The 25,694-nt window shown below is 72.7% G+C and carries 24 protein-coding genes; 15 read left to right on the top strand and 9 right to left on the bottom strand.

Going from position 1 to position 25,694, the window contains the following annotated elements; genetic code table 11:
* Positions 1–118: 118 nt before the first annotated feature.
* Positions 119–679 (bottom strand): GNAT family N-acetyltransferase, encoded by a 561-nt coding sequence (locus tag HGB44_RS24215; RefSeq protein ID WP_061082030.1) that lies wholly within the window; start codon positions 677–679, stop codon positions 119–121.
* 471 nt (positions 680–1,150) lie between these two features.
* Between HGB44_RS24215 and HGB44_RS24210 the strand changes: the two genes are divergently transcribed.
* Positions 1,151–2,347: an MFS transporter gene (locus HGB44_RS24210; protein ID WP_061082031.1), complete on the top strand. Its 1,197-nt coding sequence runs from the start codon at positions 1,151–1,153 to the stop codon at positions 2,345–2,347.
* Between the two features lie 150 nt (positions 2,348–2,497).
* Here HGB44_RS24210 and HGB44_RS24205 read toward each other — a convergent pair whose 3' ends face one another.
* The 5 genes from HGB44_RS24205 to HGB44_RS24185 all read right to left on the bottom strand — a co-directional run bounded on the left by HGB44_RS24205 (position 2,498) and on the right by HGB44_RS24185 (position 7,719).
* Positions 2,498–3,403, bottom strand: coding sequence for a hypothetical protein (locus tag HGB44_RS24205; RefSeq protein ID WP_061082032.1), 906 nt, complete (start codon positions 3,401–3,403; stop codon positions 2,498–2,500).
* A gap of 30 nt (positions 3,404–3,433) precedes the next feature.
* Positions 3,434–4,924, bottom strand: a complete 1,491-nt coding sequence (locus tag HGB44_RS24200; RefSeq protein WP_061082033.1) for a hypothetical protein — start codon at positions 4,922–4,924, stop codon at positions 3,434–3,436.
* Positions 4,925–5,320: 396 nt separating this feature from the next.
* The gene (locus HGB44_RS24195) at positions 5,321–5,869 is read right to left on the bottom strand and encodes a hypothetical protein (RefSeq protein WP_231972538.1); all 549 of its coding nucleotides are present in this window, start codon (positions 5,867–5,869) and stop codon (positions 5,321–5,323) included.
* Between the two features lie 218 nt (positions 5,870–6,087).
* Positions 6,088–6,561, bottom strand: a complete 474-nt coding sequence (locus tag HGB44_RS24190; RefSeq protein ID WP_061082035.1) for a hypothetical protein — start codon at positions 6,559–6,561, stop codon at positions 6,088–6,090.
* 147 nt (positions 6,562–6,708) lie between these two features.
* Positions 6,709–7,719: a YihY/virulence factor BrkB family protein gene (locus HGB44_RS24185; RefSeq protein ID WP_061082036.1), complete on the bottom strand. Its 1,011-nt coding sequence runs from the start codon at positions 7,717–7,719 to the stop codon at positions 6,709–6,711.
* 128 nt (positions 7,720–7,847) lie between these two features.
* Between HGB44_RS24185 and HGB44_RS32740 the strand changes: the two genes are divergently transcribed.
* From HGB44_RS32740 to HGB44_RS24140, 10 genes are all read left to right on the top strand, one after another.
* Positions 7,848–7,937, top strand: a complete 90-nt coding sequence (locus tag HGB44_RS32740) for a putative leader peptide (RefSeq protein ID WP_017564358.1) — start codon at positions 7,848–7,850, stop codon at positions 7,935–7,937.
* 178 nt (positions 7,938–8,115) lie between these two features.
* On the top strand, positions 8,116–9,810 hold the full coding sequence (locus HGB44_RS24180; RefSeq protein ID WP_061082037.1) for a nitrite/sulfite reductase: 1,695 nt from the start codon (positions 8,116–8,118) through the stop codon (positions 9,808–9,810).
* 129 nt (positions 9,811–9,939) lie between these two features.
* A complete protein-coding gene (locus HGB44_RS24175) occupies positions 9,940–10,146 on the top strand; it encodes a hypothetical protein (protein WP_017564357.1) in 207 nt (68 codons plus the stop codon).
* Positions 10,143–10,847 carry a phosphoadenylyl-sulfate reductase gene (locus tag HGB44_RS24170; RefSeq protein WP_061082038.1) on the top strand — a complete coding sequence of 235 codons (705 nt, stop codon included), beginning with the start codon at positions 10,143–10,145 and terminating at the stop codon, positions 10,845–10,847. The genes HGB44_RS24175 and HGB44_RS24170 overlap by 4 nt, the downstream gene beginning before the upstream one ends.
* A gap of 99 nt (positions 10,848–10,946) precedes the next feature.
* Entirely contained in the window at positions 10,947–11,738 is a 792-nt protein-coding gene (locus tag HGB44_RS24165) for a sirohydrochlorin chelatase (protein ID WP_061082039.1), read from the top strand.
* 420 nt (positions 11,739–12,158) lie between these two features.
* Complete coding sequence (locus HGB44_RS24160) at positions 12,159–12,821, top strand: pyridoxine/pyridoxamine 5'-phosphate oxidase (RefSeq protein WP_061082056.1); 663 nt, start codon at positions 12,159–12,161, stop codon at positions 12,819–12,821.
* A 149-nt stretch (positions 12,822–12,970) separates the two neighbouring features.
* Positions 12,971–14,602, top strand: coding sequence for an acyl-CoA dehydrogenase family protein (locus HGB44_RS24155; RefSeq protein ID WP_061082057.1), 1,632 nt, complete (start codon positions 12,971–12,973; stop codon positions 14,600–14,602).
* Positions 14,603–14,885: 283 nt separating this feature from the next.
* Positions 14,886–17,048: a glycogen debranching protein GlgX gene (gene glgX / locus HGB44_RS24150; RefSeq protein ID WP_061082040.1), complete on the top strand. Its 2,163-nt coding sequence runs from the start codon at positions 14,886–14,888 to the stop codon at positions 17,046–17,048.
* Positions 17,049–17,256: 208 nt separating this feature from the next.
* On the top strand, positions 17,257–18,066 hold the full coding sequence (locus tag HGB44_RS24145; RefSeq protein WP_061082041.1) for a dihydrofolate reductase family protein: 810 nt from the start codon (positions 17,257–17,259) through the stop codon (positions 18,064–18,066).
* A gap of 174 nt (positions 18,067–18,240) precedes the next feature.
* Positions 18,241–19,026: a GntR family transcriptional regulator gene (locus tag HGB44_RS24140; protein WP_061082042.1), complete on the top strand. Its 786-nt coding sequence runs from the start codon at positions 18,241–18,243 to the stop codon at positions 19,024–19,026.
* Between the two features lie 136 nt (positions 19,027–19,162).
* Here the strand turns inward: HGB44_RS24140 and HGB44_RS24135 are convergent, their stop codons facing one another.
* The gene (locus HGB44_RS24135; RefSeq protein WP_210752099.1) at positions 19,163–19,594 is read right to left on the bottom strand and encodes a hypothetical protein; all 432 of its coding nucleotides are present in this window, start codon (positions 19,592–19,594) and stop codon (positions 19,163–19,165) included.
* Between the two features lie 205 nt (positions 19,595–19,799).
* Between HGB44_RS24135 and msrB the strand changes: the two genes are divergently transcribed.
* The 3 genes from msrB (at position 19,800) to HGB44_RS24120 (ending at position 21,962) form a co-directional block, all read left to right on the top strand.
* Entirely contained in the window at positions 19,800–20,243 is a 444-nt protein-coding gene (gene msrB, locus HGB44_RS24130; protein ID WP_061082044.1) for a peptide-methionine (R)-S-oxide reductase MsrB, read from the top strand.
* 260 nt (positions 20,244–20,503) lie between these two features.
* Entirely contained in the window at positions 20,504–21,172 is a 669-nt protein-coding gene (locus tag HGB44_RS24125) for a phosphatidylserine decarboxylase (RefSeq protein WP_061082045.1), read from the top strand.
* Positions 21,159–21,962: a CDP-alcohol phosphatidyltransferase family protein gene (locus HGB44_RS24120; protein WP_061082046.1), complete on the top strand. Its 804-nt coding sequence runs from the start codon at positions 21,159–21,161 to the stop codon at positions 21,960–21,962. The genes HGB44_RS24125 and HGB44_RS24120 overlap by 14 nt, the downstream gene beginning before the upstream one ends.
* Before the next feature lie 132 nt (positions 21,963–22,094).
* On the opposite strand, the gene hemQ is transcribed toward HGB44_RS24120, so the two are convergent.
* The gene (gene hemQ / locus HGB44_RS24115) at positions 22,095–22,805 is read right to left on the bottom strand and encodes a hydrogen peroxide-dependent heme synthase (RefSeq protein ID WP_061082047.1); all 711 of its coding nucleotides are present in this window, start codon (positions 22,803–22,805) and stop codon (positions 22,095–22,097) included.
* Entirely contained in the window at positions 22,802–24,268 is a 1,467-nt protein-coding gene (gene hemG / locus HGB44_RS24110) for a protoporphyrinogen oxidase (protein ID WP_061082048.1), read from the bottom strand. The genes hemQ and hemG overlap by 4 nt, the downstream gene beginning before the upstream one ends.
* Before the next feature lie 208 nt (positions 24,269–24,476).
* Here hemG and HGB44_RS24105 point away from each other — a divergent pair, with 208 nt between their 5' ends.
* Entirely contained in the window at positions 24,477–25,523 is a 1,047-nt protein-coding gene (locus HGB44_RS24105; protein WP_061082049.1) for a DUF4349 domain-containing protein, read from the top strand.
* Positions 25,524–25,694: the final 171 nt, after the last annotated feature.

Here is a 25,694-nt window from a genome sequence, read left to right as displayed (position 1 = left end):
CCGGGGCCCGGGCCCCGGTACCGCTCCTCTCGGCTGTGTGGATGAGCCGCTGGAAAGTGGTACCGAGATACCCCCCGACACGGCGGTTCCAACCCCGAACCCGAGCAAAACCCGTCCCTCAGGTGCGGCGGAAGCCGTTCCTGAACACGGCCATCAGCAGGGCGTCGTGGCGGCGCCCCTCCCACAGCAGGGAGTCGCGCAGCCGTCCCTCCACGGCGAAGCCGCAGGAGCGGTAGACGGCGATCGCCCTCATGTTGAAGGCGTAGACGTACAGCCAGACGCGGTGCAGGCCGATGCGCTCGAAGGCGTACTCCAGCACGAGCTGGGTGGCCTCCCTGCCCAGGCCCCGGCCGGTGAACTCGATCGCGGACAGGGCGATGCGGTACCCGGCGCTCTCGTTCTCGGGCGCGACGGCGTAGACCGACAGCTCGCCCAGGTAGCGCCCGTCCTTGGGTGCGGTGATGGCCAGGTCCAGGCGGTCGGTGCGGTCGGCGCGGCTCTCGCACCACTCCCTGGCCTGCGCGTAGGTGATGCGGCGGTGGGTGCCGGTGAGTCTGCGGACCTCCTCATCGAGGCTGGCGGCGAAGTAGGCGTCGGTGTGCTCGGCCGCCAGGGGCTCCAGACGTACGCTCTTCCCGGTGAGTGTGGGCTTCTCTCGCAGCGCGCTCGTGTTGATCATGGGCTCTTCCGGTTCCGTCCGGGCCGTGCGGACACGGTTCCCGGCGTGGGGAGGCGGCGGACAGCGGGCTGGGACGCCCTGCGCGGGAGCGGGCCGCCGGGCGGGGGCTCGGGCCGGGCCCCGGAGGCGGTGGCGGACGGGGATCCGAGCGGGACGGAGGCGGTGGCGGTGGGGTCCGGGGGCCGGTCGGGGACGGAGGCGGGGTCCGGTCGGGGCGGTCGGGGGCCTGTCCGGTGACGGAGCAGGACCTCTATTTGACTTCCTCTTGCGCCCGAAGGCAAGGAGGGCCCGGCCGGACCCGCCGTACCGGTACCACCGTGGACGGCGGCTCCGCGGCAGGGCCCCTCCGCACGGGCGGTGGAACAGGACCGCCCCGAGGACGAGCCCGTTCGGGGCCACCGAGAAGGCCTGCCATCCGATGACCGGACCCGATAACATCTCCCCGCACCGAAAGCCGTCCTGGGAGCCGCCGTGAACGTCCAGACCAGAACCGAGTCCCCTCCGCCGGAGGCCCGCAGGGCCAGGATCGCGGTCTCCACCCTCTTCTTCGTCAACGGCTTCACCTACACCAACGCCGTTCCGTGGCTCCCGGTGCTCAAGTCCCAGCTGGGGTTGAGCAACGCGGAACTGGGTCTGGCGATCGCGGCGATGCCGACCGGCGCGATCCTGACCGGCATGCTGGCGGGCCCGCTGATCCACTGGTTCGGCAGCGGCCGAACGGCGGTGGGGACCAGCCTCATCTCCTTGGGAGCGCTCCCATTCATCGCGCTGGCGCAGAACTGGTGGATGTTGGCGGCGGCGCTGTTCGTACTGGGCAGCGCGGACGCCTGGACCGACTCGGCGCAGAACTCGCACGGGCTGCGCGTCCAGCGGCGCTACAGACGCAGCATCATCAACACCTTCCACGCGTTGTGGAGCCTGGCCGCGGTGGCCGGAGGCCTCCTGGGCGCGGCCATGGCCGGTGCCGGGGTGCCCATCCTGTGGCACCTGGGCGGTGTGGCCGCGCTGCTGCTGTGCGTGAACCTGGCGGTGAGCCGGATGCTGCTGCCCGGTCCGGAGAGCAGCGAGCGCGAGGACGGCACCGACGCGGGGAGCGGGCGGCGCCTGCGCGTGCCCGGACGGGCCGTGCTGCTCCTGGTGGGGCTCAGCGTGCTGCTGATGTTCGCCGGCGGCATCGAGGACTCCGCCGCCTCCTGGGGCGCGGTGTACATGACCTCGGAACTGGAGGCGTCGCTGTTCCTGGCGGCGATGCCGTTCGTGGCCTGCCAGGCGATGATGACGCTGGGTCGGCTTGTCGGCGACCGGGTGACCGACCGGTTCGGCGCGGCAGCCGTGGGGCGCGCGTGCGGACTCCTGGCGGGCGGCGGGATCGCGTTCGCCCTGCTGGTACCGCACCCGGTGGCCACGGTCATCGGCTTCGGGGTGATGGGACTGGGCGTGTCCACGCTCTTCCCGCTGACCCTGGCTGCGGCGGGGAACGTGCCGGGCGTGCGCACCGGGGACGGGATCACCGTCGTCGGGTGGCTGGGCCGCGCGGGCTTCCTGGCCTTCCCCCCGCTGGTGGGCTTCCTCGCCGACTCCTCCAGCCTGGGGAACGCGCTGTGGGTGATCGCGGGGGCGGGCGTGGGCGCCTTCCTGCTCGCCTTCGCCCTGCGTCCGCGCATGTGAGGGCCTGAGGACCGCGGCACCGTCCCCGCTGGGACCGCCCCGCAGGGACGGCGCGGCTCTCCTCCCGCGCACGTGAGAGAGCCCCCGACCTGGTGGTCGGGGGCCCTCGTCGCCGCGCGGCCTCAGCGGCCGTGCGGCGGGGTGATGCCGTTAGGCGATCGGAGCCGGACGGCGGGCCCCGGCCCACAGGGCCAGAGCGCCGATGCCCGTCACCACGGCGCCGCCGAGCACGAAGCCCTGCATGTCGACGCCGGTGGTGGCGAGGGTCTCGTCACCGTCGTCGTCGCCGTCGCCGTTGCCCTCGCTCACCGGAGCGGCGGCCTCGGGGGCGGAACCACCGGGGGCGGTGGTACCGGGGGCCTGGATCTCGTCACCGTCACCGGGGTCGCCGCCGCCGTCGCCGTCACCAGGGGGCGTGCCGCCGTCGTCGCCACCGCCGTTACCGGGGGGGTTGCCGCCGTCGTCACCGCCACCGCCGTCACCGGGGCCGCCGTCGTCGCCACCGCCGTCACCGGGGCCGCCGTCGTCGCCACCGCCGTCACCGGGGCCGCCGTCGTCGCCGCCACCGTCACCGGGGCCGCCGTCGTCGCCACCACCGTCACCGGGGCCGCCGTCGTCACCGCCACCGGGGGGGTTACCGTCGTCGCCACCGCCGTCACCGGGGTCGCCACCGTCGTCACCGCCACCGTCACCGGGGTCGCCACCGTCGTCGCCACCACCGTCACCCGGGTCACCGGGGCCGGGGTCGCCACCGTCGTCGCCACCACCGTCACCCGGGCCCGGGTCCACGGGACCGGGGTCCACGGGGCCGGGGCCGGGGTCGCTACCGCCGTCGCCATCACCGTCACCGGGGCCGGGGAGCTCCAGCGGGAGGATCTCGGCGGTGGTGTGGACCACTTCCTCGACCGGCAGGTCGACCACCGTGGTCTCGGCGGCCTGGGGGGCAGCCTCGATCGCGGTCGCGTCCAGGGTGTCGGCGAACGCCGGACCCGCGGAGAAACCGGCCATGAACAGGCCGGCCGCGGTCACGGTGAAAACACGCTTCTTGGGGGTCATCCCACTCCTTTCTTCTTCTCGTGTACTCATCTATTCAGAGGGGATGGCATAGAGGTGGTCCTCGTGGACCACGACGGCCCGCTCGCCGAGCAGGCCGATGGGTGGGACGGAATCCGCCGCGGCCTCCTCGACCCTGCCCTCGGCGTCGACGGCCACCGGGGCGTCGTCGATCTGGCCGAAGACGAGGGAGCCCACCGCGATCTGGGGCTTGAGGCCGGGGACCACGGCGGTCCGGCCGTTCTCGGGGTTCATCACCGCGGGTCCGTAGGCGACCAGGCGGGGGCCGACGGCCTCCGAGCGGTGGCGCACGTCCTCAAGGTCGGCGGGGTCGATCTGGGCGCTGCCGACGACGCTGCCGTCCTGGGTGTCGTGGAAGGCCAGGACGGCGCCCTCGCCGCGGAGGGGCTCCCAGCGGATGATGACGTACTCGCGCAGGGCGGTGAGCACGGCCTCCATCTCGCCCGCGTCGTGCGGCCTCTGGGCGGTGACCTGCACGGGGTTGTCGTCGGGGCTGACCCAGGTCCAGGGACCGTTGACGACGGCGGTGAGGACGTTCTCCCCGTCGGCCAGCATGGGCGCGGAGCCCTCGGGGACCCCGACCGGCTCAAGCTCCGCGCCGACCGGGACGAAGGCATCGCTCTCGGTGCGCACGAGCACGGAGCTGCCCACGTACTGCACGGAGGCGTTCTCGGGGAGGTCCACGCCGGTGGGCTCGCCGCCCGCGACGGGCCAGAACCACAGGGTTCCGGCGGTCTCCATGACCACGGCGCCCTCGCCGCCGTACTCCACGAACCGGAGTTCGCCGAGGGCCTCCCCGGACTCCACGGGCAGGTCGGCCGACCACAGGTTCTCGCCGTCGGCGTCGAGCAGGTTGAGCCGCTGCTCGGGGTCGACGTAGGCGAGCAGGTCGCCCCGGCGGCTGACCCCCGGCTGACTGCCCGGGGCGATCCGCGCGCTGAAGTCGACGGTCGTGGAGAAGTGGGGCGGCGCGGGGTGGTTGAGGGTGGTCACGTCCGCGGCGACATCGCCCCCGGGGCCCCCGCCGAGGCCGGGCAGGAAGCGCCAGGCGGCGGCGCCCGCACCGGCGAGCAGTACCAGGGCGAGCACGGCGGCGCCCACGATGACGAGGGTCCGGCCGCCCTTCCTCTTCGTCTTGGCCCTGGCCCCGGGCTGGGCACCGGTCTCGGGACCGCTGACGGGAGGACCGGCCGGAGCGGGAGGAGGCGGCGGCGTCGGCTCGCGGCCGGGCACGACCTGGTCGGCCGCCTGCACCACGCCCGTGGGTGTGGCGACCAGGCGCCAGTAGCCGTTGGCGTCGCGGGCGTCGATGAGGACCGGCTGACCGATTCTGGCGGCGTAGCCGGTGGCGACGTCCAGCGCGGCGCGCCGCGTCTCCTTGGGCGCCTGACCCGTGACGACCTGGCGTTGTCCCTCGACGAGGATCTCGGCGCTGCGTTCGTCAGGCGCGATGACGATGACGGCGGTGGGCCGGGACTGCCCCGGGTGGGACTCCCGGCTCATGGTGCCTCCGAAGGCATGGGGAACGTGGACCTGTTCGTGTACGGGGGTACGGGGACCTAGGTCAGCGATGACGGTGGTTCGCGGCCTGGGACTACCTGGAGGTGGTGCCGACGCACGCGTAGTCAGTGCTGCACGAGATCATACTGATCGTCGCTCGTCTCGCCTATTCCGGCCATGCGTCAACGCGGCGCGCACGGCCTGGCTTACCTGAGGCAGTTGTCCCGCCCTCCCCTCCGTGACCTGGAGAATTGTCCGAACATGGGATGTGGCTGGTGCCGCGGGCATCATCCTCACCATGGAGTGGACACCTGGGGAAGATATTTAGTTCACACCGAAAATGGCCGGATCCGGCCACCTGGTTCTCACCGGCCACACGCGTAGCAGGACAAGGCCTCATCAGGGCGGGACCCGGACGAGGCGGAAGTACTCGCCGGGGCGCGAGCGCCGGTCGGCGTTGGCCCGGCGGTTCGGACTGGCCGGTTCGACCGTGAAGTGGACCGCGGCGCCGGGTTCAGCCGTGAAGGGGACGGGGGCGTTGCTGAGTCTGCCGAGGCCGCCCCGGACACTGTGCGGGCCCGGAGGGAGGCCGAGCACGAGGGTCTGGCCGGGGCCGAGCGTGCCGACCCGGTCGCCGTCCACGAGGATCCGGTAGTCGACGAGCATGTCGAACCTCCCGCGATCGATCCGGTGGACCAGCACCGGGCTCCAGCCCGGCGGCACCTGCTCCGGGCTCCGGATACCGATGACCTTGGGGCCGGTGAGTTCGGGCCGGGCGAGCGCCTCACGCAGCTGTTGGCGTTCGCGTCTGCCAGCGGCGAGGGAGAGCGCGAAGGCCGTATAGGAGGCCAGCAACAGCGGCACCAGTGTCCACGCGGCGTTGGAGACGATCAAGAACAGCGCGAGCAACCCGTTGCAGAAGACCATGAACCACCACAGACGCGCCATCCGGAAAGGGTGTCGGAAGTTGTGCACCCGGTGGAGCTCGCCGGAGGTCAGTTCCGCATCGGCACTCGCCCAGAGCCCAACCGGGAAGAACAGCAGGAATGCGAGGAAGAATCCGACAGTCACCGGAACGGGGTTGCCGGTGATCCCCACCCGTCCGGCGATCGCGATGCACGCCACCAGGCCGAGCCCTGCCCCTTGGACCAGTAGGAAGGACGCCCTCACGACCGCCACCGCCGTTCGCGCACGAAGGCCTCCGTGCCGAGTGCCGGAGGGACGAGGGCGACCAGGTGGAGCGCCAGCAGCGGCAACGGAAGGGCCCCGTAGAGGTGGTCCCCGACCGCGACGACGAGATAGACCGCGCCGGCGGCCCACAGCGTGCCGAGCAGGATGCCCTCCATCAGCGGCGACCTCACCGGTTGCCGCCGCCGTTCGATCATCCCCGGGAGGGAGCGCATGTACAGGAGGGGCGCCAGGACCACGACCGACAGCATCATGACGAAGAGCCCGAGGTAGATCTCGCTGTCGCCGCCCAGGTACGCGCGCAGGAAGTGCGTGAGCATCAGCAGGGGCAGGCCGAACGAGGCGTAGAACATGGTCTTCGAGCCGCCGAGCACGGTCTCGACGGTGACGGGCACGGAGTCCTGATCGCCCTCGTCCTGCGGGGGAACGGCGTCCGGTGGGGGAACGGTCATGGGGGGACGGCCTCTCACGGGCGGCGCCGCCCGGGCTCGGGTGCGGCGGGATCGCGGCCTCCCGCCCGTCGGCACGACAAAACTACCGGCGACACAGGGCTTTCCGGGCTTTTCGGACGCTGAAGCGCGACCGCCGACCGGAACCGGTCAGTGCCCGTTGCTCTCCACGATCGCGTCGATGAACGCCTGCTCCCGGCGCTGGACGAGCCGGTTGGCCCGCTCGAAGTCCCGGTTGGCGATCTCCGCCCGGGCGGCGGCGGTGCGCGGCATGGGCCACATCGCGTCGATCTCCGCGTTGAAGGACGAGCCCACCAGCACGGCGATCGCCATCACGAACAGCCAGGCCAGGATGGCGATCGGCGCGGCCAGGGAGCCGTAGATGGTCACCTGCCCGAAGGAGGCGTCCAGGTAGACGCGCAGGGCGACCGAGCCCGTGATCAGCACCAGGGCGGCCAGCAGTGCCCCCGGCAGGTGGCGCCACAGCGGGGTGCGCACCGGCACGCTCAGGGCGTAGAGCAGGGTGACCGCGGCGATGGCGAGCAGCGCGACGGTCGGCCAGTAGAACAGGTTGAGCCGCCCCACGGTCATGGGCAGCAGGCGGTTGACCAGGTCCGGCCCGGCCACCAGGACCGGCAGCAGGAGGATGGCGAACAGCAGCCCGCCCAGGTAGGCGACGAAGGCCAGAACGCGCTGGCGCACCCAGCCGCGCAGTTCGTCCAGGCCGTAGGAGATCGTGATCGAGCGGATGAAGACGTTCATCGCCCGCGACCCCGACCACAGCGACACCAGGAACGTCACCGACAGGACTCCGCCCGGCACTCCCCCGAGGAAGTCGTCGACGAGCGGCTCGACCACGCTGTCCACCGTGTCCGGGGTCAGCACCCGCGCGGTCAGGTCCAGGATCCAAAGCCGGATCTCCTCGACGAAGTCCTCGCCGAGCACGACGGTCAGCGGGCCCAGGGCGCCCAGGAGGCCCAGCATGAGCGCGGGCAGCGAGATGAGGGTGAAGAAGGCCGACTCGGCGGCCAGCCCGACGACCCGGTCGCGGGCGAAGGCCCGGACCGTGCGCAGGACGAGGAGCGTCCCGCTGCGCAGGCGGGCATGGCGTCTCAGCCACCCGTCCACGGCGTACCACAGCCGCTCCCAGAAACCCGCCACGGAGGAAACGTTAGCGGTCCCGGGAGGCTGCCCCGTGCCACGAACGCCCGCGCCTAGTGACGTGACTCACTCCGGGGCGGTCAGACCCCGTCTGGACAAAGCGTCGACGCCCGTGACATTCTCATTACATGATCGCTGCCCTGGACCCCATGCTCTACGTGCGCCGCCACGTGGACTTCCTGCGGGTCGGCAGCGCCATCTGTTGCAGCGTCGGTTAATCTCACCGCCCTTTGACGCACCCCAGGGGTGCGCGCGGCACCGGCGCCCTGCCTCTCCTCCTTATCCCACACGCGGATTCCACCCGATCGCCAGCACGACGATGTGCGGCGACGCGGGCATGCGGTGCGGGCGCCGGGGCTGTGAGCACCCCGCGACACCTCATCGGAGACACCCGCGATGCCTCCCTCTTCCGCGCAGCCCGGCAGGACAGCGACCGCGGCCAAGCCGCGCCGCCGTGGCGAGGGCCAGTGGGCCCTCGGCTACCACGAGCCGCTGAACAAGAACGAGGAGAACAAGAAGAACGACGACGGGCTCAACGTCCGCGATCGGATCATCAACATCTACTCCAAGGGCGGGTTCGACTCGATCGACCCCGCTGACCTGCGCGGACGGTTCCGCTGGTTCGGTCTGTACACCCAGCGCGCCCCGGGCATCGACGGCGGCAAGACGGCCGTGCTGGAGCCCGAGGAGCTCGACGACCGCTACTTCATGCTGCGGGTGCGCATCGACGGGGGGCAGCTGACGGTCGCGCAGCTGCGCGCGGTCGGTGAGATCTCCCGCGACTACGGACGCGACACCGCCGACATCACCGACCGCCAGAACGTCCAGTACCACTGGATCCGGGTGGAGGACGTCCCGGCGATCTGGGAGAAGCTGGAGTCGGTGGGCCTGTCCACCACGGAGGCCTGCGGCGACACCCCTCGCGTCATCCTGGGCTGTCCGCTGGCCGGGGTCGCCGAGGAGGAGGTCATCGACGCCGGTCCCGCGATCCGCGAGATCTACGAGGACCACATCGGCAGCGAGCTGTACTCCAACCTGCCGCGCAAGTTCAAGACCTCGGTGTCGGGGTGCACGGTGCACTGCGTCAACCACGAGATCAACGACGTGGCGTTCGCGGGCGTGCGCAACGAGGCGGGCGAGGCGGGCTACGACCTGTTCGTCGGCGGCGGCCTGTCCACCAACCCGATGTTCGCCCAGCGCCTGGGCGCGTTCGTGCGCCCGGACCAGGTGAGCGAGGTGTGGGCCGGGGTCTGCGGGATCTTCCGCGACTACGGCTACCGGCGCCTGCGCACCCGCGCCCGGATCAAGTTCCTCATCAAGGACTGGGGCGCGGAGAAGTTCCGTGACGTCCTGGAGAAGGAGTACCTGGGCTACGCCCTGCCCGACGGCCCCGCCCTCGAACTGGACTCGGGCCTGCGCCGCGACCACGTGGGCGTGCACCGCCAGAAGGACGGGAAGTTCTACGTGGGCTTCGCGCCCAAGGTGGGCCGGGTGTCGGGCAACGCGCTGCTGCGCGTCGCCGACATCGCCGAGGAGCACGGTTCGGACCGCGTCCGCACCACCGCCGACCAGAAGCTGGTCATCCTGGACGTGGCGGAGGACCGGATCGCCTCGATCACCTCCGCCCTGGAGGCGGAGGGGCTCCAGGTCAACCCGAGTGTGTTCCGCCGCCAGACGATGGCCTGCACCGGCATCGAGTTCTGCAAGCTGGCGATCGTGGAGACCAAGGACCGTGCGGCCTCCCTGATCGACGAGCTGGAGAAGCGGCTGCCCGACTTCGACGAGCCGCTGACCATCAACGTCAACGGCTGCCCGAACTCGTGCGCGCGCATCCAGGTCGCCGACATCGGCCTCAAGGGCCAGCTCGTCATGAACTCCGAGGGCGAGCAGGTGGAGGGCTACCAGATCCACCTGGGCGGCGGTATGGGGCTGACCCAGTCCTTCGGCAAGAAGATCCGCGGGCTGAAGGCCACCGCCGACGAACTGCCCGACTACGTCGAGCGGGTGGTGCGCCGGTTCCAGGACCAGAAGGAGGACGGCGAGTCGTTCGCCTCCTGGGTCGGCCGGGCCGAGGACGCCGACCTGAAGTAGTTCGTCCGGGCGGTCGGGACCGCCGCGGCCGCCCCCGGCCGCGGCACCGGGGCCGGTCCGTGTGAGGACCGGCCCTGCCCACGGCCGCGAAACGACCTGAGAGACCCGAGCGAGAGGAAGAGGTGCGCCATGTCCGAGAGGGCCGCGCCCCACTACTGCCCCTACTGCGGCGACGAGGACCTCGTGCCGGAGGAGGGCGCCGCCGTCAAGGGAGAGGGCTACCCCTGGGCCTGCCTGTCCTGTGCCCGGGTGTTTCGGGTCAAGTACGTCGGGTTGCGCTCCGCGTCCTTCTCCGCGAAAGGCGCCCCCTCCAGACCGACGGAAGGGAACTCATGAACTCCACCACCATCACCCCCCTGGGCGGTCCCGAGCTCGCAGAGCGGGCCGCGCGCGAGCTGGAGGAGGCCTCCGCTCCGGAGATCGTCTCCTGGGCCGCCGAGACCTTCGGCGACCAGCTGTGCATGACCTCCTCCATGGCCGACGCGCTCATGGTCGACCTGGTCTCCAAAGCGGCGCCGGGGATCGACGTCATCTTCCTCGACACCGGCTACCACTTCCCCGAGACCATCGGCACGCGTGACGCCGTGGCCTCCGTGTACGACATCAACCTCATCAACGTCGAGCCCACCCGCACGGTGGCCGAGCAGGACCTGGTCCTGGGCCCGCGCCTGCACGGGCGCGACCCGGGCATCTGCTGCCACCTGCGCAAGGTGGAGCCCCTCCAGCGGGCCCTGGAGCCCTACGCCGCCTGGCTGACCGGTCTGCGCCGGGAGGACTCGGTGACCCGCCGCGACACCCCGGTCGTGCAGTGGGACCGGCGTCGGCGGATGACCAAGGTGAACCCGATCGCCCGGTGGACCCAGGACGAGGTGGACACCTACATGGCCGAGAACGGGGTCATGGTGAACCCGCTCCAGTACGACGGATACCCCTCGATCGGCTGTGAGCCGTGCACGCGGCGGGTGGCCCCGGGCGAGGACCCGCGCAGCGGCCGGTGGTCCGGCACGGGCAAGACCGAATGCGGAATCCACGTGTGAGTGCGTACTCGGCGGCCGGGCCCGTGGCCCGGCCGCGGCTGCGCCGGGGTCGGGCGGGGCCGGGGGCGGCGGTGCTCGGAAGCGACGAGGAGAGTGGCCATGACGGTGGGCGGAGCCGGAGCGCGGAGCGGCGGAGGACGGGACGGGGGCGTGCCCCTGCTCGCGGTGGCGCACGGCAGCGCGGACCCGAGGTCGGCGCGGGCCGTGTCGGCGGTGTTCGACCGGGTGCGGGCTCTGCGGCCGGGGCTCGACGTGCGCGTGTCCTACCTGGACCACGTGGCACCCTCCGCGCGGGACGCGCTGGAGGAGCTGGCCGCACGCGGGGCGGGTGAGGCGGTGGTGCTGCCGGCGCTGCTGACGGCGGCCTACCACAGCAAGGTGGACCTGCCGGAGGTGCTGGCGGACGCGCGCGGGCGCAGCCCGTGGCTGCGGGTGCACTACGCCGACACCCTGGGCCCGCACCCGCTGTTGACGGAGGCGGTGGAGCGGCGCCTGGACGAGGCGGGTGTACGCCCCGACCCCGGCACGGCCCTGGTGCTGGCCTCGGCCGGTTCCAGCGACCCCGGGGCGAACGCGACCGTGGCCGCGATGGCCGCCGAGCTGGCCGGGCGCGGCCCCTGGCGGGAGGTCGTGGCCGCCTACGCGTCCGCGGCCTCCCCCGGCCCGGGGGAGGCGGTGGCCGCCCTGCGCGAGCGGGGGGCCACGCGGGTGGCCGTGGCCACCTACCTTCTGGCGCCGGGGTTCTTCGCCGACCGGGTGCGCGCCCGGTCGCTGGAGGCGGGCGCGTCCGCGGTGTCCGAGGCGCTGGGGGACGTGCCCGAGATGGCCCGGGTGGTGCTGGAACGCTACGACGCCGCGGTGGCGGCACGGCACGCGACCAGCTCCCGCTGAGGCGCGGGGCGCCGCCCGGCCGCGGCGGGAGCGCCGACGGCCGGGGTGCCCGTCGTCCGGGGTTCGGCGGCCGGCGTCCGTGCCGTGAGGGTGCGCGGACGGACGGGACGGACGGGACGGAGGCGAACGGGCGGTCCGTTGGACGGGCCGCCCGTTCGCGTCGTCCCCGGAGGCCGTGCTCCCTGGAACCGTGCCCCTGACCCCTGATCCCTGAGACCGTGCCCCCGGCGACCGCGCCCCCCGAAGAAGCGCGCCCACGGTTGTCCACAACCGCGAGAAGTGACTTGTCCGCGCGGCCGCGGCCCAGAAGAATCGAGGATGCGGCGTCGCGAACGGGCGCCGGCCGACCGAGGGATCGTGGGGGTGGCCGTGTCGGAGGGACGGGGTTCGGAGGGGCAGGGTTCGGAGCGACGTGATGCGGTGCGGAGCGGTGTCCGGGACCTGTTGCGGGGGCTGCCGGTGTTCTCCGGGGCGCTGCCGGAGTTCGATCCCGGGGAGGCGCCCGAGGACCCGGCGGAGCTGTTCCTGGAGTGGTTCTCGGGGGCGGTCGAGGCCGGGGTGGCCGAGCCGCACGCGATGACGGTCGCGACCGCGGACGAGGCGGGGGCTCCGTCGGCCCGGGTGGTCATCATGAAGGACTTCACTTCCGAGGGCTGGTGGTTCGCCACCACGACCGGCTCGCGCAAGGGGCGGGAGCTGGCCCGAAACCCTGCGGTGGCGCTGCTGTTCCACTGGATCGGGCAGGGCCGCCAGGTGCGGGTGCGCGGGCGGGCGGAGCTGGCCGACCGGGAGCGGTGCGCCGCCGACTACCTGGCCCGGCCGCTGGAGTCGCGGGTGGCGGGTCTGCACGGCAGACAGAGCGAGCCCCTGGACGGGCTCGCGGACGTCGACCGCGTGGCGCGGGAGAGCCGGGAGAGACTGCGACGCGATCCGGAGCTGGTTCCCGAGGACTGGGGCCTGTACCTGGTCCGCCCGGCCGAGGTGGAGTTCTGGCAGGCCGACCGGGACCGCCGCCACACACGTCTGCGCTACACCCGCCCGGGGGAGGGTGCGTCCTGGGAACGCGGCCTGCTCTGGCCGTGACCGGGCGGGAGCGCCTCAGAGGGAAGGACGCGCTGCCACCGGTCCGGGGCCCGGCCGCGACCGAACCCGGTTCTGTTCGGCGTCCCGTCCGAGGATAGGATTCCCGCACTCCGACCACCCGCGACCAGCAACGAAAAGAGGTGGCCGCCGTGCCCCCCACACACGAGGTGTTCAACCAGGCGCCCCCGCTCGGCGACTACGCGGCGGCGGAGGACCCCGCGCTCCTGGAGGGCCTGCGGCGCGAGGGCGCCGGATGGGCCGAGGCCGAGGTGCGCGAGGTCGGCGACGCGGCCGGGTCGGAGCGGGTCCGCGCCTGGGGCGAGTCCGCCAACGCCTACCCGCCGGTCCTGCGCACCCACGACCGCTACGGCCACCGGGTGGACGAGGTCGACTACCAGCCCGCCTACCACGTGCTCATGGACCAGGCGGTGGAGCACGGCATGCACGCCGCGCCGTGGGCAGACGAGCGCCCGGGCGCGCACGTGGCCCGCGCCGCCAAGTTCTTCCTGTGGTCCCAGCCCGAGGCGGGCCACGGGTGCCCGGTCTCGATGACCTACGCGGCGGTCCCGGCCCTGCGCCACTCCCCCGAGCTGGCGCGGCGGTACGAGCCGCTGCTCACCGCGCCCGTCTACGACTTCGGGCTGCGGGCGCCGCACACCAAGCGCGGGCTCCTCGCGGGCATGTCGATGACCGAGAAGCAGGGCGGCTCGGACGTGCGCGCCAACACCACCCGCGCGGTCCCCACCGCCGAGGGGCACCACGTGCTGACCGGGCACAAGTGGTTCACCTCGGCGCCGATGAGCGACTTCTTCCTCACGCTGGCGCAGGCGCCCGAGGGGCTGAGCTGTTTCCTGGTGCCCCGGGTGCTGGAGGACGGCGGCCGCAACGCGCTGCACGTCCAGCGGCTCAAGGACAAGCTGGGCAACCGCTCCAACGCGTCGGCGGAGCTGGAGTACGACGGCGCCGTCGCCCACCTGGTCGGCGAGCCCGGCAGGGGCGTGCCCACCATCATCGAGATGGTCAACAGCACCCGGCTGGACTGCGTGATCGGCTCGGCCGCGGGCATGCGCGCCGCGGTGGTGCACGCCCTGCACCACGCCGAGCACCGCAGCGCCTTCGGCGGGGTGCTGGTCGAGCAGCCGCTGATGCGCAACGTGCTCGCCGACCTGGCGCTGGAGTCGGAGGCGGCGACGGCGCTGATGACCCGTCTGGCCGGTGCCGTGGACCGCGCGGTGCGCGGGGACGAGTCCGAGGCGGCCTTCCGCCGCCTGGGGGTGGCCGTGGGCAAGTTCTGGGTGACCAAGCGCCAGCCCGCGCACGCCGCCGAGGCGCTGGAGTGCCTGGGCGGAAACGGTTACGTGGAGGAGTCGGGGATGCCCCGGCTGTTCCGGGACTCCCCGCTCAACTCCGTCTGGGAGGGCTCCGGCAACGTGGCGGCGCTGGACGTGCTGCGCGCGTTGGGCCGCGGTCCCGAGCCGCTGGAGGTGTTCCTGGCCGAACTGCGCACCGCCGCGGGCGTGGACGACCACTACGACGCGGCGGTCAGGCGGTTGGAGCAGGTCCTGGGCGACCCGGAGGAGGCGCAGTACCGGGCGCGGTCGGTGGTGGAGCTGATGGCGCTGGTCCTACAGGCGTCGGTGCTGCTGCGCCACGCGCCCACCCCGGTCGCCGAGGCGTTCACCGCCTCACGTCTGGGGGGTGAGTGGGGGCACGTGTTCGGGACCCTGCCCAGGGGTGTGGACACCGGGCTCATCCTGGACCGGGCCCGTCCGAGCCGGTGAGGCCGGGGCACGCGGACACCATTTCTTAACCTCACAAATCCCGTTTGCAACTCTTAACCCTGATAATTCCAACAAAAACCCCTAAGAGGGACGGCCGATGAATGATCATCGGCCAGGTCGGCATACTTCTGCGTCCGGAGCGGAACAAAGAAGTCGTCACAAACACGACCGCCTGCTTTCGGACGGGGAGCGGGCCCGCGGTAGACCTTCAGGAACGGCCGGAGGCGCGCGGGCCCGAGCCACCCCTTCCGGAGGCCCCGAATCCAAGAGACTGACGACGCCTATGGTGGAAGTCTGGCCAGGTAGTTCCTATCCGCTCGGTGCGACCTACGACGGGTCCGGCACCAATTTCTCCCTGTTCTCCGAGGCCGCCGAACGGGTGGACCTGTGTCTGTTCGACGACGACGGCGAGGAGACGCGTATACAGCTGACCGAGTACGACGGTTTCGTATGGCACGGTTACCTTCCCGGTGTCGGACCGGGACAGCAGTACGGGTACCGCGTCCACGGCCCCTACGCCCCGGAACAGGGGCTGCGGTGCAATCCGAACAAACTGCTCACCGACCCCTACGCGAAAGCGCTGAACGGCAACCTCACCTGGCACGAATCCCTGTTCAGTTACCACTTCGCCGCACCGGAGCGCAGGAACACCAAGGACAGCGCGCCCTACGTGCCCAAGTGCGTGGTGGTGAGCCCGTTCTTCGACTGGGGCAACGAGTCCAGACCGCGTACGCCCTACCACCGCACGGTGATCTACGAGACGCACGTCCGCGGGCTCACCATGCGCCACCCGGGCATCCCCGAACACCAGCGCGGCACCTACTCGGGGCTGGCCCACCCGGTGATGATCGACTACCTCACCTCGCTGGGGGTGACGGCGGTCGAGCTCATGCCCGTGCACCACTTCGTGCCCGAGCACGCCATGGTGGCCCGGGGGCTGACCAACTACTGGGGGTACAACACCCTGGCCTTCCTGGCCCCGCACAGCGGCTACGCGGCGCGCGGCTCGCGCGGGCAGCAGGTCCAGGAGTTCAAGGCGATGGTCAAGTCGCTGCACGAGGCGGGCATCGAGGTGCTGCTCGACGTGGTGTACAACCACACCGCCGAGGGCGACCACATGGGGCCCACGCTGTCGCTGCGCGGCATCGACAACCTCAGCTACTACCGGGTCAGCGACGAGGACCAGCGCTACTACCTCGACTACACCGGCTGCGGCAACAGCCTGAACGTGCGCCATCCGCACTCGTTGCAGCTGATCATGGACTCGCTGCGGTACTGGGTCCTGGAGATGCACGTGGACGGGTTCCGCTTCGACCTCGCCTCGGCCCTGGCCCGCGAGTTCCACGACGTGGACCGGTTGAGCACGTTCTTCGACATCGTCCAGCAGGACCCCGTGATCTCGCAGGTCAAGCTGATCGCCGAACCCTGGGACGTGGGCCCGGGCGGCTACCAGGTGGGCAACTTCCCTCCGCTGTGGACCGAGTGGAACGGCAAGTACCGCGACACCGTGCGCGACTACTGGAGGGGCGAGCCCGTGGTGGGCGAGCTGGCCTCGCGCCTGGCCGGGTCCAGCGACCTGTACCAGGACGACGGCCGTCGGCCGGTGGCCTCCATCAACTTCATCACCTGCCACGACGGTTTCACCCTGGCCGACCTGGTGTCGTACGACCACAAGCACAACGAGGCCAACGGCGAGGACAACCGCGACGGCACCGATGACAACCGGTCCTGGAACCACGGCGTGGAGGGGGCCACCGAGGACCCCGCGATCATCACGCTGCGCCGCCGTCAGGTGCGCAACTTCCTCACCACCCTGTACCTGTCGCAGGGGGTGGTGATGCTCTCCCACGGCGACGAGGTGGGACGCACCCAGAACGGCAACAACAACGCCTACTGCCAGGACAACGAGATCGCCTGGATCGACTGGAAGGGCGCAGGGCTCGGCGAGGACGAGGAGCCCGACAACGACCTGCTGGACTACGTGCGCGGGCTGGCGCGACTGCGCCGCGACCACCCGGTGTTCCGGCGCCGCCGGTTCTTCCGGGGCAGTCCGGTGGGCGGTGCCAAGGCCGGGAAGAAGGGCCTGCCCGACATCGTGTGGCTGCGCCCGAACGGCAGGAAGATGTCCGGCGACGACTGGAACTCCACGGGCCAGGCCCTGGGCGTGTTCCTCAACGGGGACGCCATCACCGAACCGGACCCGCGCGGTCGGCGGATCCGGGACAGTTCGTTCCTGCTGCTGCTCAACAGCGGCCCGGAGACGGTGGACTTCACCGTTCCGGGCACCGAGTACGGCATGGCCTGGGAGACCGTGCTGGACACCGCCGAGCCCGACGTGGGCGGACGGCCGTTCGTGGCGGCCTCCGGTCCGGTGCGGGTCATCGACCGGGCGCTGCTGCTGCTGCGCCGGGTGTCGCACAAGCACACGTCGTCCTCCCGGTCCTGAGGAACCGGGCACGCGGGCCCCGGCCGCCTCCTCCGACGGGAGCGGCCGGGGCCCGTCGCCGCGCACGCGGCGCCCCGGTTGTCCACAGGACGACGTCGGCTCTGGCGGTGGCACTGCTCGTTGGAGATGCTGGAGGAAAAAGGCTGGGCAGGGGGGCTCGGGCCCCCCTCCTCGGCATGCCCCGGGCCACCGCCTACGCTGTGTGACCATGTCGAGTACACACACCGCCGCGGACGCCCCCGCCGCCCCCATCGCGTTCCGGCAGCTGCTGCCCGTCCCGGGCGGCGCGGACGCGGATCCGGCCGACGCCTACGCCTACCCCGCCGACCTGGACCGTCCCTGGGTGCGCGCCAACATGGTGGCCAGCGCCGACGGCGGCGCCGTGGGGCCCTCGGGGCGCAGCAGGGACCTGTCCTCGGCGCCCGACCGCAGGATCATGGGCGCGCTGCGCGCCCTGTGCGACGTGGTGCTGGTGGGCGCCGCCACGGCGCGCGTGGAGGGGTACGGGCCGGTCCGCGTCCGCAGGGCGTGGGAGGGGCTGCGCGGGGGACGGCCCCGGACACCGGCCGTGGCGGTGGTCTCCCGTTCCCTCGACCTGCCCGCCGCCCTGCTCACCGAAGCGCCCCCGGACGCGCGCACCCTGGTGTTCACCACGGACGGCGCCCCCGAGCGGCGGCGCCGCGAGGTGGCCGAGCACGCCGACCTCGTGGTGGTCGAGGGGGCCTCGGTGACGCCCGCGCACGTGGTGGACGCTCTTGCCGAGCGCGGACTGCACCGCGTGCTGACCGAGGGCGGCCCGCACCTGCTGGCGGAGTTCGTGGCGGCGGGGCTTCTGGACGAGTTGTGCCTGACCCTGAGCCCGCACCTGCTGGGGTCGGGGCCACCGCGCATCGTGGCGGGGGGACCGGGCGCCCCCGGGGGCCCGGAGCACACCGCCAGCGCCCAGAGCACGCCCGTGCGGATGGCGCACCTGCTGGAGGCGGAGGGGAGCCTGTTCGCGCGTTACGTCAGGGAATAGGGCGTCTGCGGAGGACACACGGGTAACCGCTCGGTTTCGGCCGCCCCACAACCACGCATGAACCGTCCCGCAACCGGACATACCCGAGGTGTGCCCTCCATTGGAAACACCGCTGCTGGACACCGGGCACACCGCATTGACGGGGCTTACCGGCTTGGCCCCCCGGCCGAGAGGATGAACGTGGTGCCGACGTCCGAAAACGGATCCCCTCCGGTCTATCGCGGGATAGCCGAGGAACTACGCGAACAGATCCGCTCCGGACGGTACGCCGACGGCGACCGCCTGCCCGGGGAGAACACCCTCATGGAACGCCACGGCGTCGCACGGGCCACCGCGAGGCAGGCGCTCTCCGTACTGATCAACGAGGGCCTGGCCGTGGCCGTGCGCGGCTCGGGCATCTACGTCCGCCTGTTCCGGCCCCTGCGAAGACACGGCGCCCGGCGGCTGTCCCAGGAGCTGTGGGGCAGCGGGCGCGCGATCTGGCAGGTCGACAGCGAGGACCGGGAGTACGAGGTGGACAGCCTGCGCGTGGACGAGTCGGCGCCCGCCGCGCACGTGGCGCGCGCGCTGGGCCTGGCCGAGGGGGCCGGGGTGCTGCGGCGCTCGCGCCGCTACCTCGTGGACGGGCGTCCGGTGCAGCAGGCCGTCTCGCACCTGCCCCTGGCCGTGCTGGGGGACGGCGGGGAGCCGTCGGCCCGGCGCGTGCGGGAGTACGACAGCGGGCCGGGAGGCATCTACGCGCGCCTGGCCGAGCTGGGGCACGCCCCGGCGCACTTCACCGAGGAGATCCGGGTGCGCATGCCCACCCCCGAGGAGAGCGAGGTGCTGGAGCTGGCCCCCGGCACCCCGGTGCTGGAGGTGGCGCGCACCGCGCTGACCGCCGACCACCGGCCCGTGGAGTTCAACGAGATCACCATGGACGGCTCGGCGTACGTGCTGCGGTACGACTTCGACGCCTGAGCCGGCCTCCGCCCTCGTCCCCGCCCCGTCACCGTGCGGCCTCCCACACCCCCGCAGCCGCGCCGCACGCCCCCGACGCCCGAAAGCGGGGGGAGGGACGCCGTACCGGGCGCCCCTCCCCCCTCTCGGACCGACTTCAGCGACCGCCTCGTTTGGAGGCGAACACCAGGTACGCCAACGGCAGGAGAACCAGTCCCACCGCCAGTGCCCCGGCGGCGGCGAAGGGCAGGGAGTCCGACGCGGTCATGGCCCACCGCGCCATGCCGACCCCCAGGACGAGCGCGACCGCCAGCGCGCACACGGCGACGGCCGCGGCGGCGAGCAGCAGCGTGCGTTCGCTCCAGGGGCCGGGTCGGGTGCGGCCGACCCGCACGACCGTGGAGCGGACGCTGAGCTCGGCGGCCCAGCGCAGCTCACGGCCCGTGGTGGCCGCTCCGTCGGCGACGGTCCTCACGAGGGACCGCGCGCCCGTGGTGTTCTGGTCGAGCCACCACAGTCCGTATCGGATCCTGCCCACGCGCAGCGGTCGTCTGCTCACTCCGAGTGCCTGTTGAGTTGTAACAGCCATGTCACCTGCCTCAAGTGCACCGTTCGACCACTGACCCTGGTTACAGCCGTACCCGCCCCTTTGGCTACCGAACGTCGCGTAAGCCGAAGTTAGGAGGATCTGGCCCTTTGGGGCGGTTTCCCTGTCCCAAATGTCATATGGGAGTGTTTGCTCCACGAAGGGTGCTGAGGCGGCATCCGGGTCCGATTCGGGGTAGCGTCGTCCCATGGCTGACTCAGCGGACCAGGCCCAGGACAACGGCAACGGGCCCAAGGACATCCCCCGGACCGACCAGGAATGGCGCGAACGGCTCAACTCCCAGGAGTACGCGGTACTGCGCCAGGCCGCCACCGAGCGCCCGTGGACCGGGGAGTACGTGGACACCACGGCCGCCGGGGTCTACCGCTGCCGCGGCTGCGGCGCCGAGCTCTTCCGTTCCGACGAGAAGTTCGAGTCCCACTGCGGATGGCCCAGCTTCTACGACCCGGCCGACTCCGACGCGGTGACCCTGCACGAGGACCGCTCCCTGGGCGCGGTGCGCACCGAGGTGCGGTGCGCCGCGTGCGACTCGCACCTGGGCCACGTCTTCCACGGCGAGGGATACGCCACCCCCACCGACGCCCGGTACTGCATCAACTCCGTCGCCCTCACCCTGGAGCCGACCGAGTAGGTGCCGTACGATCCTGGTGCCGGACGGCGGGACCGGGACCGCCCGAGGGCGGCGGCGCGCACCCGCGGCCCGTCCTCGGCGGAATCAGGGATAATCGCATCCAGCGCACCAACGGCCGGTCCCCCGTCGGCCCGCGGGGCGCGGCGCGCAGGGCCGGTCGCATCCGGCTCCTCCGCCAGCCGACCCGGGAGCCCCGGGTCGACCCCCGCAGCGGCAACCGATGTGCGGGCGAACCGACAGACCCGCGACGAAAGCGCTCGATGACCGACGACTCACCTTTCTCATCCGCCTCCCACCGCCCCCCGGCACGCCCGCGCCTGGGCATGGCGCAGGGTTCGGCCCCGTGGCTGCTGCCCGCGCTGGGAGCCGCCGGAGCCGCGGCCCTGGCCGCCCGGGGCTCGCGGACCCGCACCGCGCTCGCCGTCCCGGTGGTCGCCCTGGCGGCGGGGATGACCTGGTTCTTCCGCGACCCCGAGCGCGGCCCGGCGACCGGACGGGTGCTGTCCGCGGCGGACGGCGTCGTGCAGAGCCTCGACCTCCAGCCCGACGGGCGGACCAGGGTCGCGGTGTTCATGAACCCCCTCAACGTGCACGTCAACCGTGCCCCCCTCGCCGGCGTGGTGACAGGCGTCGAGCACCGACCGGGCGGCTTCCGCCCCGCATTCGACAAGGACAGCGAGCGTAATGAGCGCGTCATCTGGACCCTTGAAACCGAGATCGGTGCGATCACGGTCGTTCAAATCGCCGGCGCGATGGTCAGGCGTATCGTCCCGTATCTCGCTGCGGGGCAGAAGGTCGAGCAAGGGGAGAGGATCGGTCTCATCCGGTTCGGGTCCAGGGTCGACGTCTACCTTCCGGCCGGGATCGCCCCGGCGGTGGAGGTCGGCCAGAAGGTCCGTGCCGGAGAAACCCGCCTTGACGCCGGCTGAGAACGCCGTGGCGGCCGACGGGGCCGCCTCCACCGTTCCGCAGGAGGCCCCCAGGCTGCGTCTGGGGGTGGCCGACTACCTGACGCTCGGCAACGCCCTGTGCGGCTTCCTGGCGGTGTGGGCGCTGGTGGTGGCCCAGTCCGCGCAGGACTGGGCCGGGATCGCCGGGCCGCTGCCGCGCACGGCCATGGCCACGGTCGTGGGCCTGATGCTCGTCGCGGCCGCCCTGGACGTGCTCGACGGCCGGGTCGCCCGCAAGCTGGGCGGCAGCGGCATGGGCGCGGAGCTGGACAACCTGGCCGACGTGATCAGCTTCGGGTTCGCGCCCGCGTTCTTCTTCGTCGTGTGGGGCATGCGGACCGGGGGTTCGGACCTGCTGCCGGTCGCGGCGGGCGGCGCCGTGCTGCTCGCGGTCATCGTGCGCCTGGCCCGGTTCTCCTGCCAGGCGCCGGGTTCCAGCTACTTCACCGGGCTGCCCTGCCCCTTCGGCGCCATGGCCGTGGTGACGGTGGTCCTGCTCGACCCGCCGCTGATGGCGGGGGTGGCGGCTGTGCTGCTCATCTCCTGGCTGATGGTGAGCCGGATGGAGTACCCCAAGCCGCGCGGGCGCAAGGCCCACGCGGTGCTGGGCGTCCTGGCCGTCGGGGTCGCCCTGATGGCCGCCTGGGGCCTGGGGCTGCCCGCGGGCCAGACGCTCATCTACCTGATGAGCGCGGCCGTGCTGGGCTTCATCGTCACCATCCCGTTCTACGTCCTGGCCGTGCGGCGGGCCTCCGCCGCGCAGGACTGACGCACACGCGCGGGGGCGCCCCGGGGAAGGAGCTCCTTCCCCGGGGCGCCCCCGTTCGCGTTGTGGCTGTGCCCGCCCCCGGCGGGCGGTGGCGGGCGACGGGCGGGCCGAGGCTGAGCGGAGGCCCAGGGACTACGGCAGGGACTCGACCAGCTCGGCGACGCTCTTGCGGCGACCGGTGTAGAACGGCACCTCCTCGCGGGTGTGCAGGCGGGCCTTGGCGCCGCGCAGGTGGCGCATCAGGTCCACGATGCGGTGCAGGTCGTCGGCCTCGAAGGCGAGCAGCCACTCGTAGTCGTTGAGCCCGAACGAGGACACCGTGTTGGCGCGCACGTCCGGGTAGGGGGCGGCCATGCGGCCGTGCTCGGCGAGCATCGCGCGGCGCTCGTCGTCGGGCAGCAGGTACCACTCGTAGGAGCGCACGAACGGGTACACGCACAGGTGCTCGCGCGGCTCCTCCCCCGCCAGGAAGGCGGGCACGTGACCGCGGTTGAACTCGGCGGGGCGGTGCAGGCCCACGACCGACCACACCGGGGTGCTCACCCGGCCCACCCGCGTGCGGCGGAAGGCCGTGTAGACGTCCTGCACCTGCTCGGGCGAGTCGGCCACCCACCAGAACATGATGTCGGCGTCGGCGCGGAAGCCCTGGACGTCGTAGCTGCCGCGGGTGGTCACACCCTGCTCGGCGGCCTTGTCCAGGAGCGCGGTCAGTTCGTCGGCCGCGGCCGCGCGGTCGACACCGTCCAGGGACTCGACCTTGAAGACCGACCACATGGTGTAGCGGATGAGGGAGTTGAGGTCACTGCCGTCCTGGTCGGCGGCTTCGTTGTGCTGGCCCGTCACGGGTTGACTCCTTGCTGGTTCGTTCCGGCGGCCTCGTCGCCGCCGGCGGGACTGTTCGTCGTGAGGGCGCCCGCCAGGCGCTCGGCCTGTTGGAGGGCGTCGGCGACGCAGGCGGGGATCCCCACGCCGCCGTAGACCGCGCCGCACACCCCCAGGCCGGGGCTGCGGGCGACGTCGGCGCGCACCCGCTCGACGAGCGAGGCGTGGCCGACGGCGTACTGGGGCAGACCGTCGGTCCACCGGGTGACCCGGGTCTGCACCGGCGCCCCGTCCATGCCGGTGACCGTGGCCAGGTCGCGCACGGCGGCCGCGGCCAGCTCCTCGTCCGAACGCTCCAGGACCCGCTCCTCCCCGAAGCGGCCGATGGAGCAGCGCAGCACCACCAGGTCGTCGCCGGGGTTGGCCGCGGCCAGCTCCTCGGCGATCCAGGGCCACTTGTTGCTGGAGAAGGTGGCGGCCTTGACGGTCAGCCCCTCCCCCGCCGGGACGAGGAAGCCCGTTCCGGTGAGCGGCTCGGGGAAGGCGGACGCGGGCAGGGCCAGGGTCACCAGCGCCATGCTGGCGTACTCGACGCCGTTCAGGTCGCGGGAGGCGCCGGGGGCGTGCTCGGCGAGCAGGCGGGCGGCCTCGGGGGCGGGGCAGGCGAGCAGGACGCCGTCGCAGGCGATGCGCTCGTTGCTGTCCAGGCGGACCCGCCAGCCCTCGGGCAGGCGTTCCAGGGCGCGGACCCGCGAGCCCGTGCGCAGGCTGTCGGCATGGCGCTCGGCGAGCGCGCCGACGAGTCCGGCCACCCCGCCGCGCAGGGAGGCGAACACCGGCCCGCTCCTGGTGGGCGCCGCCCCCCTGCCGCGCAGGCTGGTGCGCACGGCGTGCATCAGGGAGCGGTTCCGGCGGGCCATGGGCGCGATCTGCGGCAGCGTGGACTCCAGGGAGAGCCGGTCGGCCCGACCCGCGTACACGCCGCCCAGGAGGGGCTCGACGAGGCGGTCGACGACCTCCGAACCCATGCGGGCCCCGACGTAGTCGGCGACGGACACGTCGCCGCGCACCGGGGTGCGCGGGAGCACGAGGTCGAGTCCGGCCCGCAGGGTTCCGGCCCCGGAGAGCACCCCGCTGCGGGCGAGCGCGCGCAGGTCGCCGGGCACGCCCATGAGCTGGCCCTTCGGCAGGGGGCGCACCCGTCCGCGGCTGTAGACGGCGGCGGCGCCGGGCCCGGGGTGCACCACCCGCTCGTCCAGGCCCAGCTCGGAGAACAGGTCCAGCGCCTCGGGGCGGCGGGCGAGCACCGCCTCGGCGCCCGCGTCCACGGACACCCCCGCCACCGGTGAGGCGCGCAGCTTGCCCCCGGGGGCGTCGGAGGCCTCCACCACGGTGACGGCGGCGCCCAGACCACGGAGGCGGTGCGCGGCGGTGAGTCCGGAGACCCCGCCCCCGACCACGACGACGTGCGGTGCTTCAGGCATACCCCCAGCTTCCCAGATGACCTGGGTCACCGTGATCCGCCTTCCCCCACGACACCCGTGAGTTGCGTCGCGCCCGGGGCGGGTCCGCACGCGGTGCCCCGCGGGCGCTCCCGCGCGCCACCGCGGCGCACCGCCGTCGCCCGCCGCCGTTGCGCGGTCGTTACCACGGGGTCGAAACGGGCCCGCTGCGGGGTACGTCGAAGCGGGCATGGCTACCTCAGCGTTCCCCCCGACCCGGCGTGTCGCCGGAACCGTGCTCTCCGTGGGCCTGGCGGCCCTCCTGGCCACGTCCTGTTCCTCCCCCATGGCCGACAGCGGCGCCGGGGCCGCCAACGAGTCCGCGGCCGTGGCGCCCGAGGCCGGTGACCGGGCCCTCTCCGAGGAGCAGGCGGGCGAACAGCAGTCCGCCGAGGAGGGCGGCGGCTCGGCCGTCGGTTCCGAGGTGGAGATCGGCGACCGGGAGCTGGTCCACACCGCCGAGCTGTCGGTACGGGTCGAGGACGTGCCCGAGGCGGTCGGGCTCGCCAAGGAGCTGACCCTCGACGCGGGCGGCTACGTCGCCTCGGAGCGGGTGTCGACCCCCCAGGGCGGTTCCCCCGAGGGAACGCTGACGCTGCGCATCCCGGGCGAGGACTACGAGGGCGCGCTGGAGGAGCTGTCGCGGCTGGGCGACCGCTCCAACCTGGAGCGGTCGGTGGAGGACGTCACCGAGGAGGTGGCGGACGTCGAGAGCCGCATCGAGTCCTCCGAGGCCGCGCTGGAGACGCTGCGCGGCTACCTGGAGGAGGCCGAGGACGTCGACGACCTGCTGCGGGTGGAGGGCGAGATCCAGACCCGCCAGGCGGAGCTGGAGGCCTTCCAGGCGCGGCTGGAGACGCTGCGCAACCAGACGGCGTACTCGACGGTGCACCTGACCCTGACGCCCCCGGAGACCTACCTGGAGGAGCCCGCGGAGGACTCCATCGGCTTCCTCGGCGGCCTGGACCGCGGCTGGCGAGCGCTGGTGACCTTCGGCCAGGGCGTGGCCGTGGTCGTGGGCTGGCTGCTGCCGTTCCTGGTGGTCGCCGCCGTGCTGGGCGCGGGACCGCTGTGGTGGTACCGCTCGCGTCGGCGCGGGCCCGCGAAGGGCGCGTCCTCCTCGGGCGGCCGGAAGAACGGCGCCGGGAAGGGCGCCGCCTCCGGTGGCACCGCGAAGGACCGGGGCCCCGACGCGCCCTCCGGACCCGGCGAGAGGCCGCCCGGGGACGGGGAGTGAACCAGCGCCGACGGCGCCCGGCCCCGCGTGTCGGGGACGGGCGCCGTCGGCGTGGAAGGGACAGTCGGACCTCGGGGACTGGCCGGAAACGTTACTGGTGTGTCACGAGGGCCCTGACCTGTGTCTTAGCGAGGTTGGGCGGTCGAGACGCGCCATAAGTCCACGGCGGAT

Origin of the sequence: Nocardiopsis alborubida (genome assembly GCF_012396365.1) — a bacterium.
Taxonomy (GTDB): Bacteria; Actinomycetota; Actinomycetes; order Streptosporangiales; family Streptosporangiaceae; genus Nocardiopsis; species Nocardiopsis alborubida.
Note: the sequence above shows the minus strand (reverse complement) of the source record. Positions and strands in the feature narration are given on the sequence as shown.

Bases quoted from the DNA above. Each gene is read 5' to 3' on its own strand.
- HGB44_RS24215 (WP_061082030.1), bottom strand. From the start codon at position 679: ATGATCAACACGAGCGCGCTGCGAGAGAAGCCCACACTCACCGGGAAG.
- HGB44_RS24205 (WP_061082032.1), bottom strand. From the start codon at position 3,403: ATGACCCCCAAGAAGCGTGTTTTCACCGTGACCGCGGCCGGCCTGTTC.
- HGB44_RS24200 (WP_061082033.1), bottom strand. From the start codon at position 4,924: ATGAGCCGGGAGTCCCACCCGGGGCAGTCCCGGCCCACCGCCGTCATC.
- HGB44_RS24195 (WP_231972538.1), bottom strand. From the start codon at position 5,869: ATGGCGCGTCTGTGGTGGTTCATGGTCTTCTGCAACGGGTTGCTCGCG.
- HGB44_RS24190 (WP_061082035.1), bottom strand. From the start codon at position 6,561: ATGACCGTTCCCCCACCGGACGCCGTTCCCCCGCAGGACGAGGGCGAT.
- HGB44_RS32740 (WP_017564358.1), top strand. From the start codon at position 7,848: ATGATCGCTGCCCTGGACCCCATGCTCTACGTGCGCCGCCACGTGGAC.
- HGB44_RS24180 (WP_061082037.1), top strand. From the start codon at position 8,116: ATGCCTCCCTCTTCCGCGCAGCCCGGCAGGACAGCGACCGCGGCCAAG.
- HGB44_RS24175 (WP_017564357.1), top strand. From the start codon at position 9,940: ATGTCCGAGAGGGCCGCGCCCCACTACTGCCCCTACTGCGGCGACGAG.
- HGB44_RS24170 (WP_061082038.1), top strand. From the start codon at position 10,143: ATGAACTCCACCACCATCACCCCCCTGGGCGGTCCCGAGCTCGCAGAG.
- HGB44_RS24165 (WP_061082039.1), top strand. From the start codon at position 10,947: ATGACGGTGGGCGGAGCCGGAGCGCGGAGCGGCGGAGGACGGGACGGG.
- glgX (WP_061082040.1), top strand. From the start codon at position 14,886: ATGGTGGAAGTCTGGCCAGGTAGTTCCTATCCGCTCGGTGCGACCTAC.
- HGB44_RS24145 (WP_061082041.1), top strand. From the start codon at position 17,257: ATGTCGAGTACACACACCGCCGCGGACGCCCCCGCCGCCCCCATCGCG.
- HGB44_RS24140 (WP_061082042.1), top strand. From the start codon at position 18,241: ATGAACGTGGTGCCGACGTCCGAAAACGGATCCCCTCCGGTCTATCGC.
- HGB44_RS24135 (WP_210752099.1), bottom strand. From the start codon at position 19,594: ATGGCTGTTACAACTCAACAGGCACTCGGAGTGAGCAGACGACCGCTG.
- msrB (WP_061082044.1), top strand. From the start codon at position 19,800: ATGGCTGACTCAGCGGACCAGGCCCAGGACAACGGCAACGGGCCCAAG.
- HGB44_RS24125 (WP_061082045.1), top strand. From the start codon at position 20,504: ATGACCGACGACTCACCTTTCTCATCCGCCTCCCACCGCCCCCCGGCA.
- hemG (WP_061082048.1), bottom strand. From the start codon at position 24,268: ATGCCTGAAGCACCGCACGTCGTCGTGGTCGGGGGCGGGGTCTCCGGA.
- HGB44_RS24105 (WP_061082049.1), top strand. From the start codon at position 24,477: ATGGCTACCTCAGCGTTCCCCCCGACCCGGCGTGTCGCCGGAACCGTG.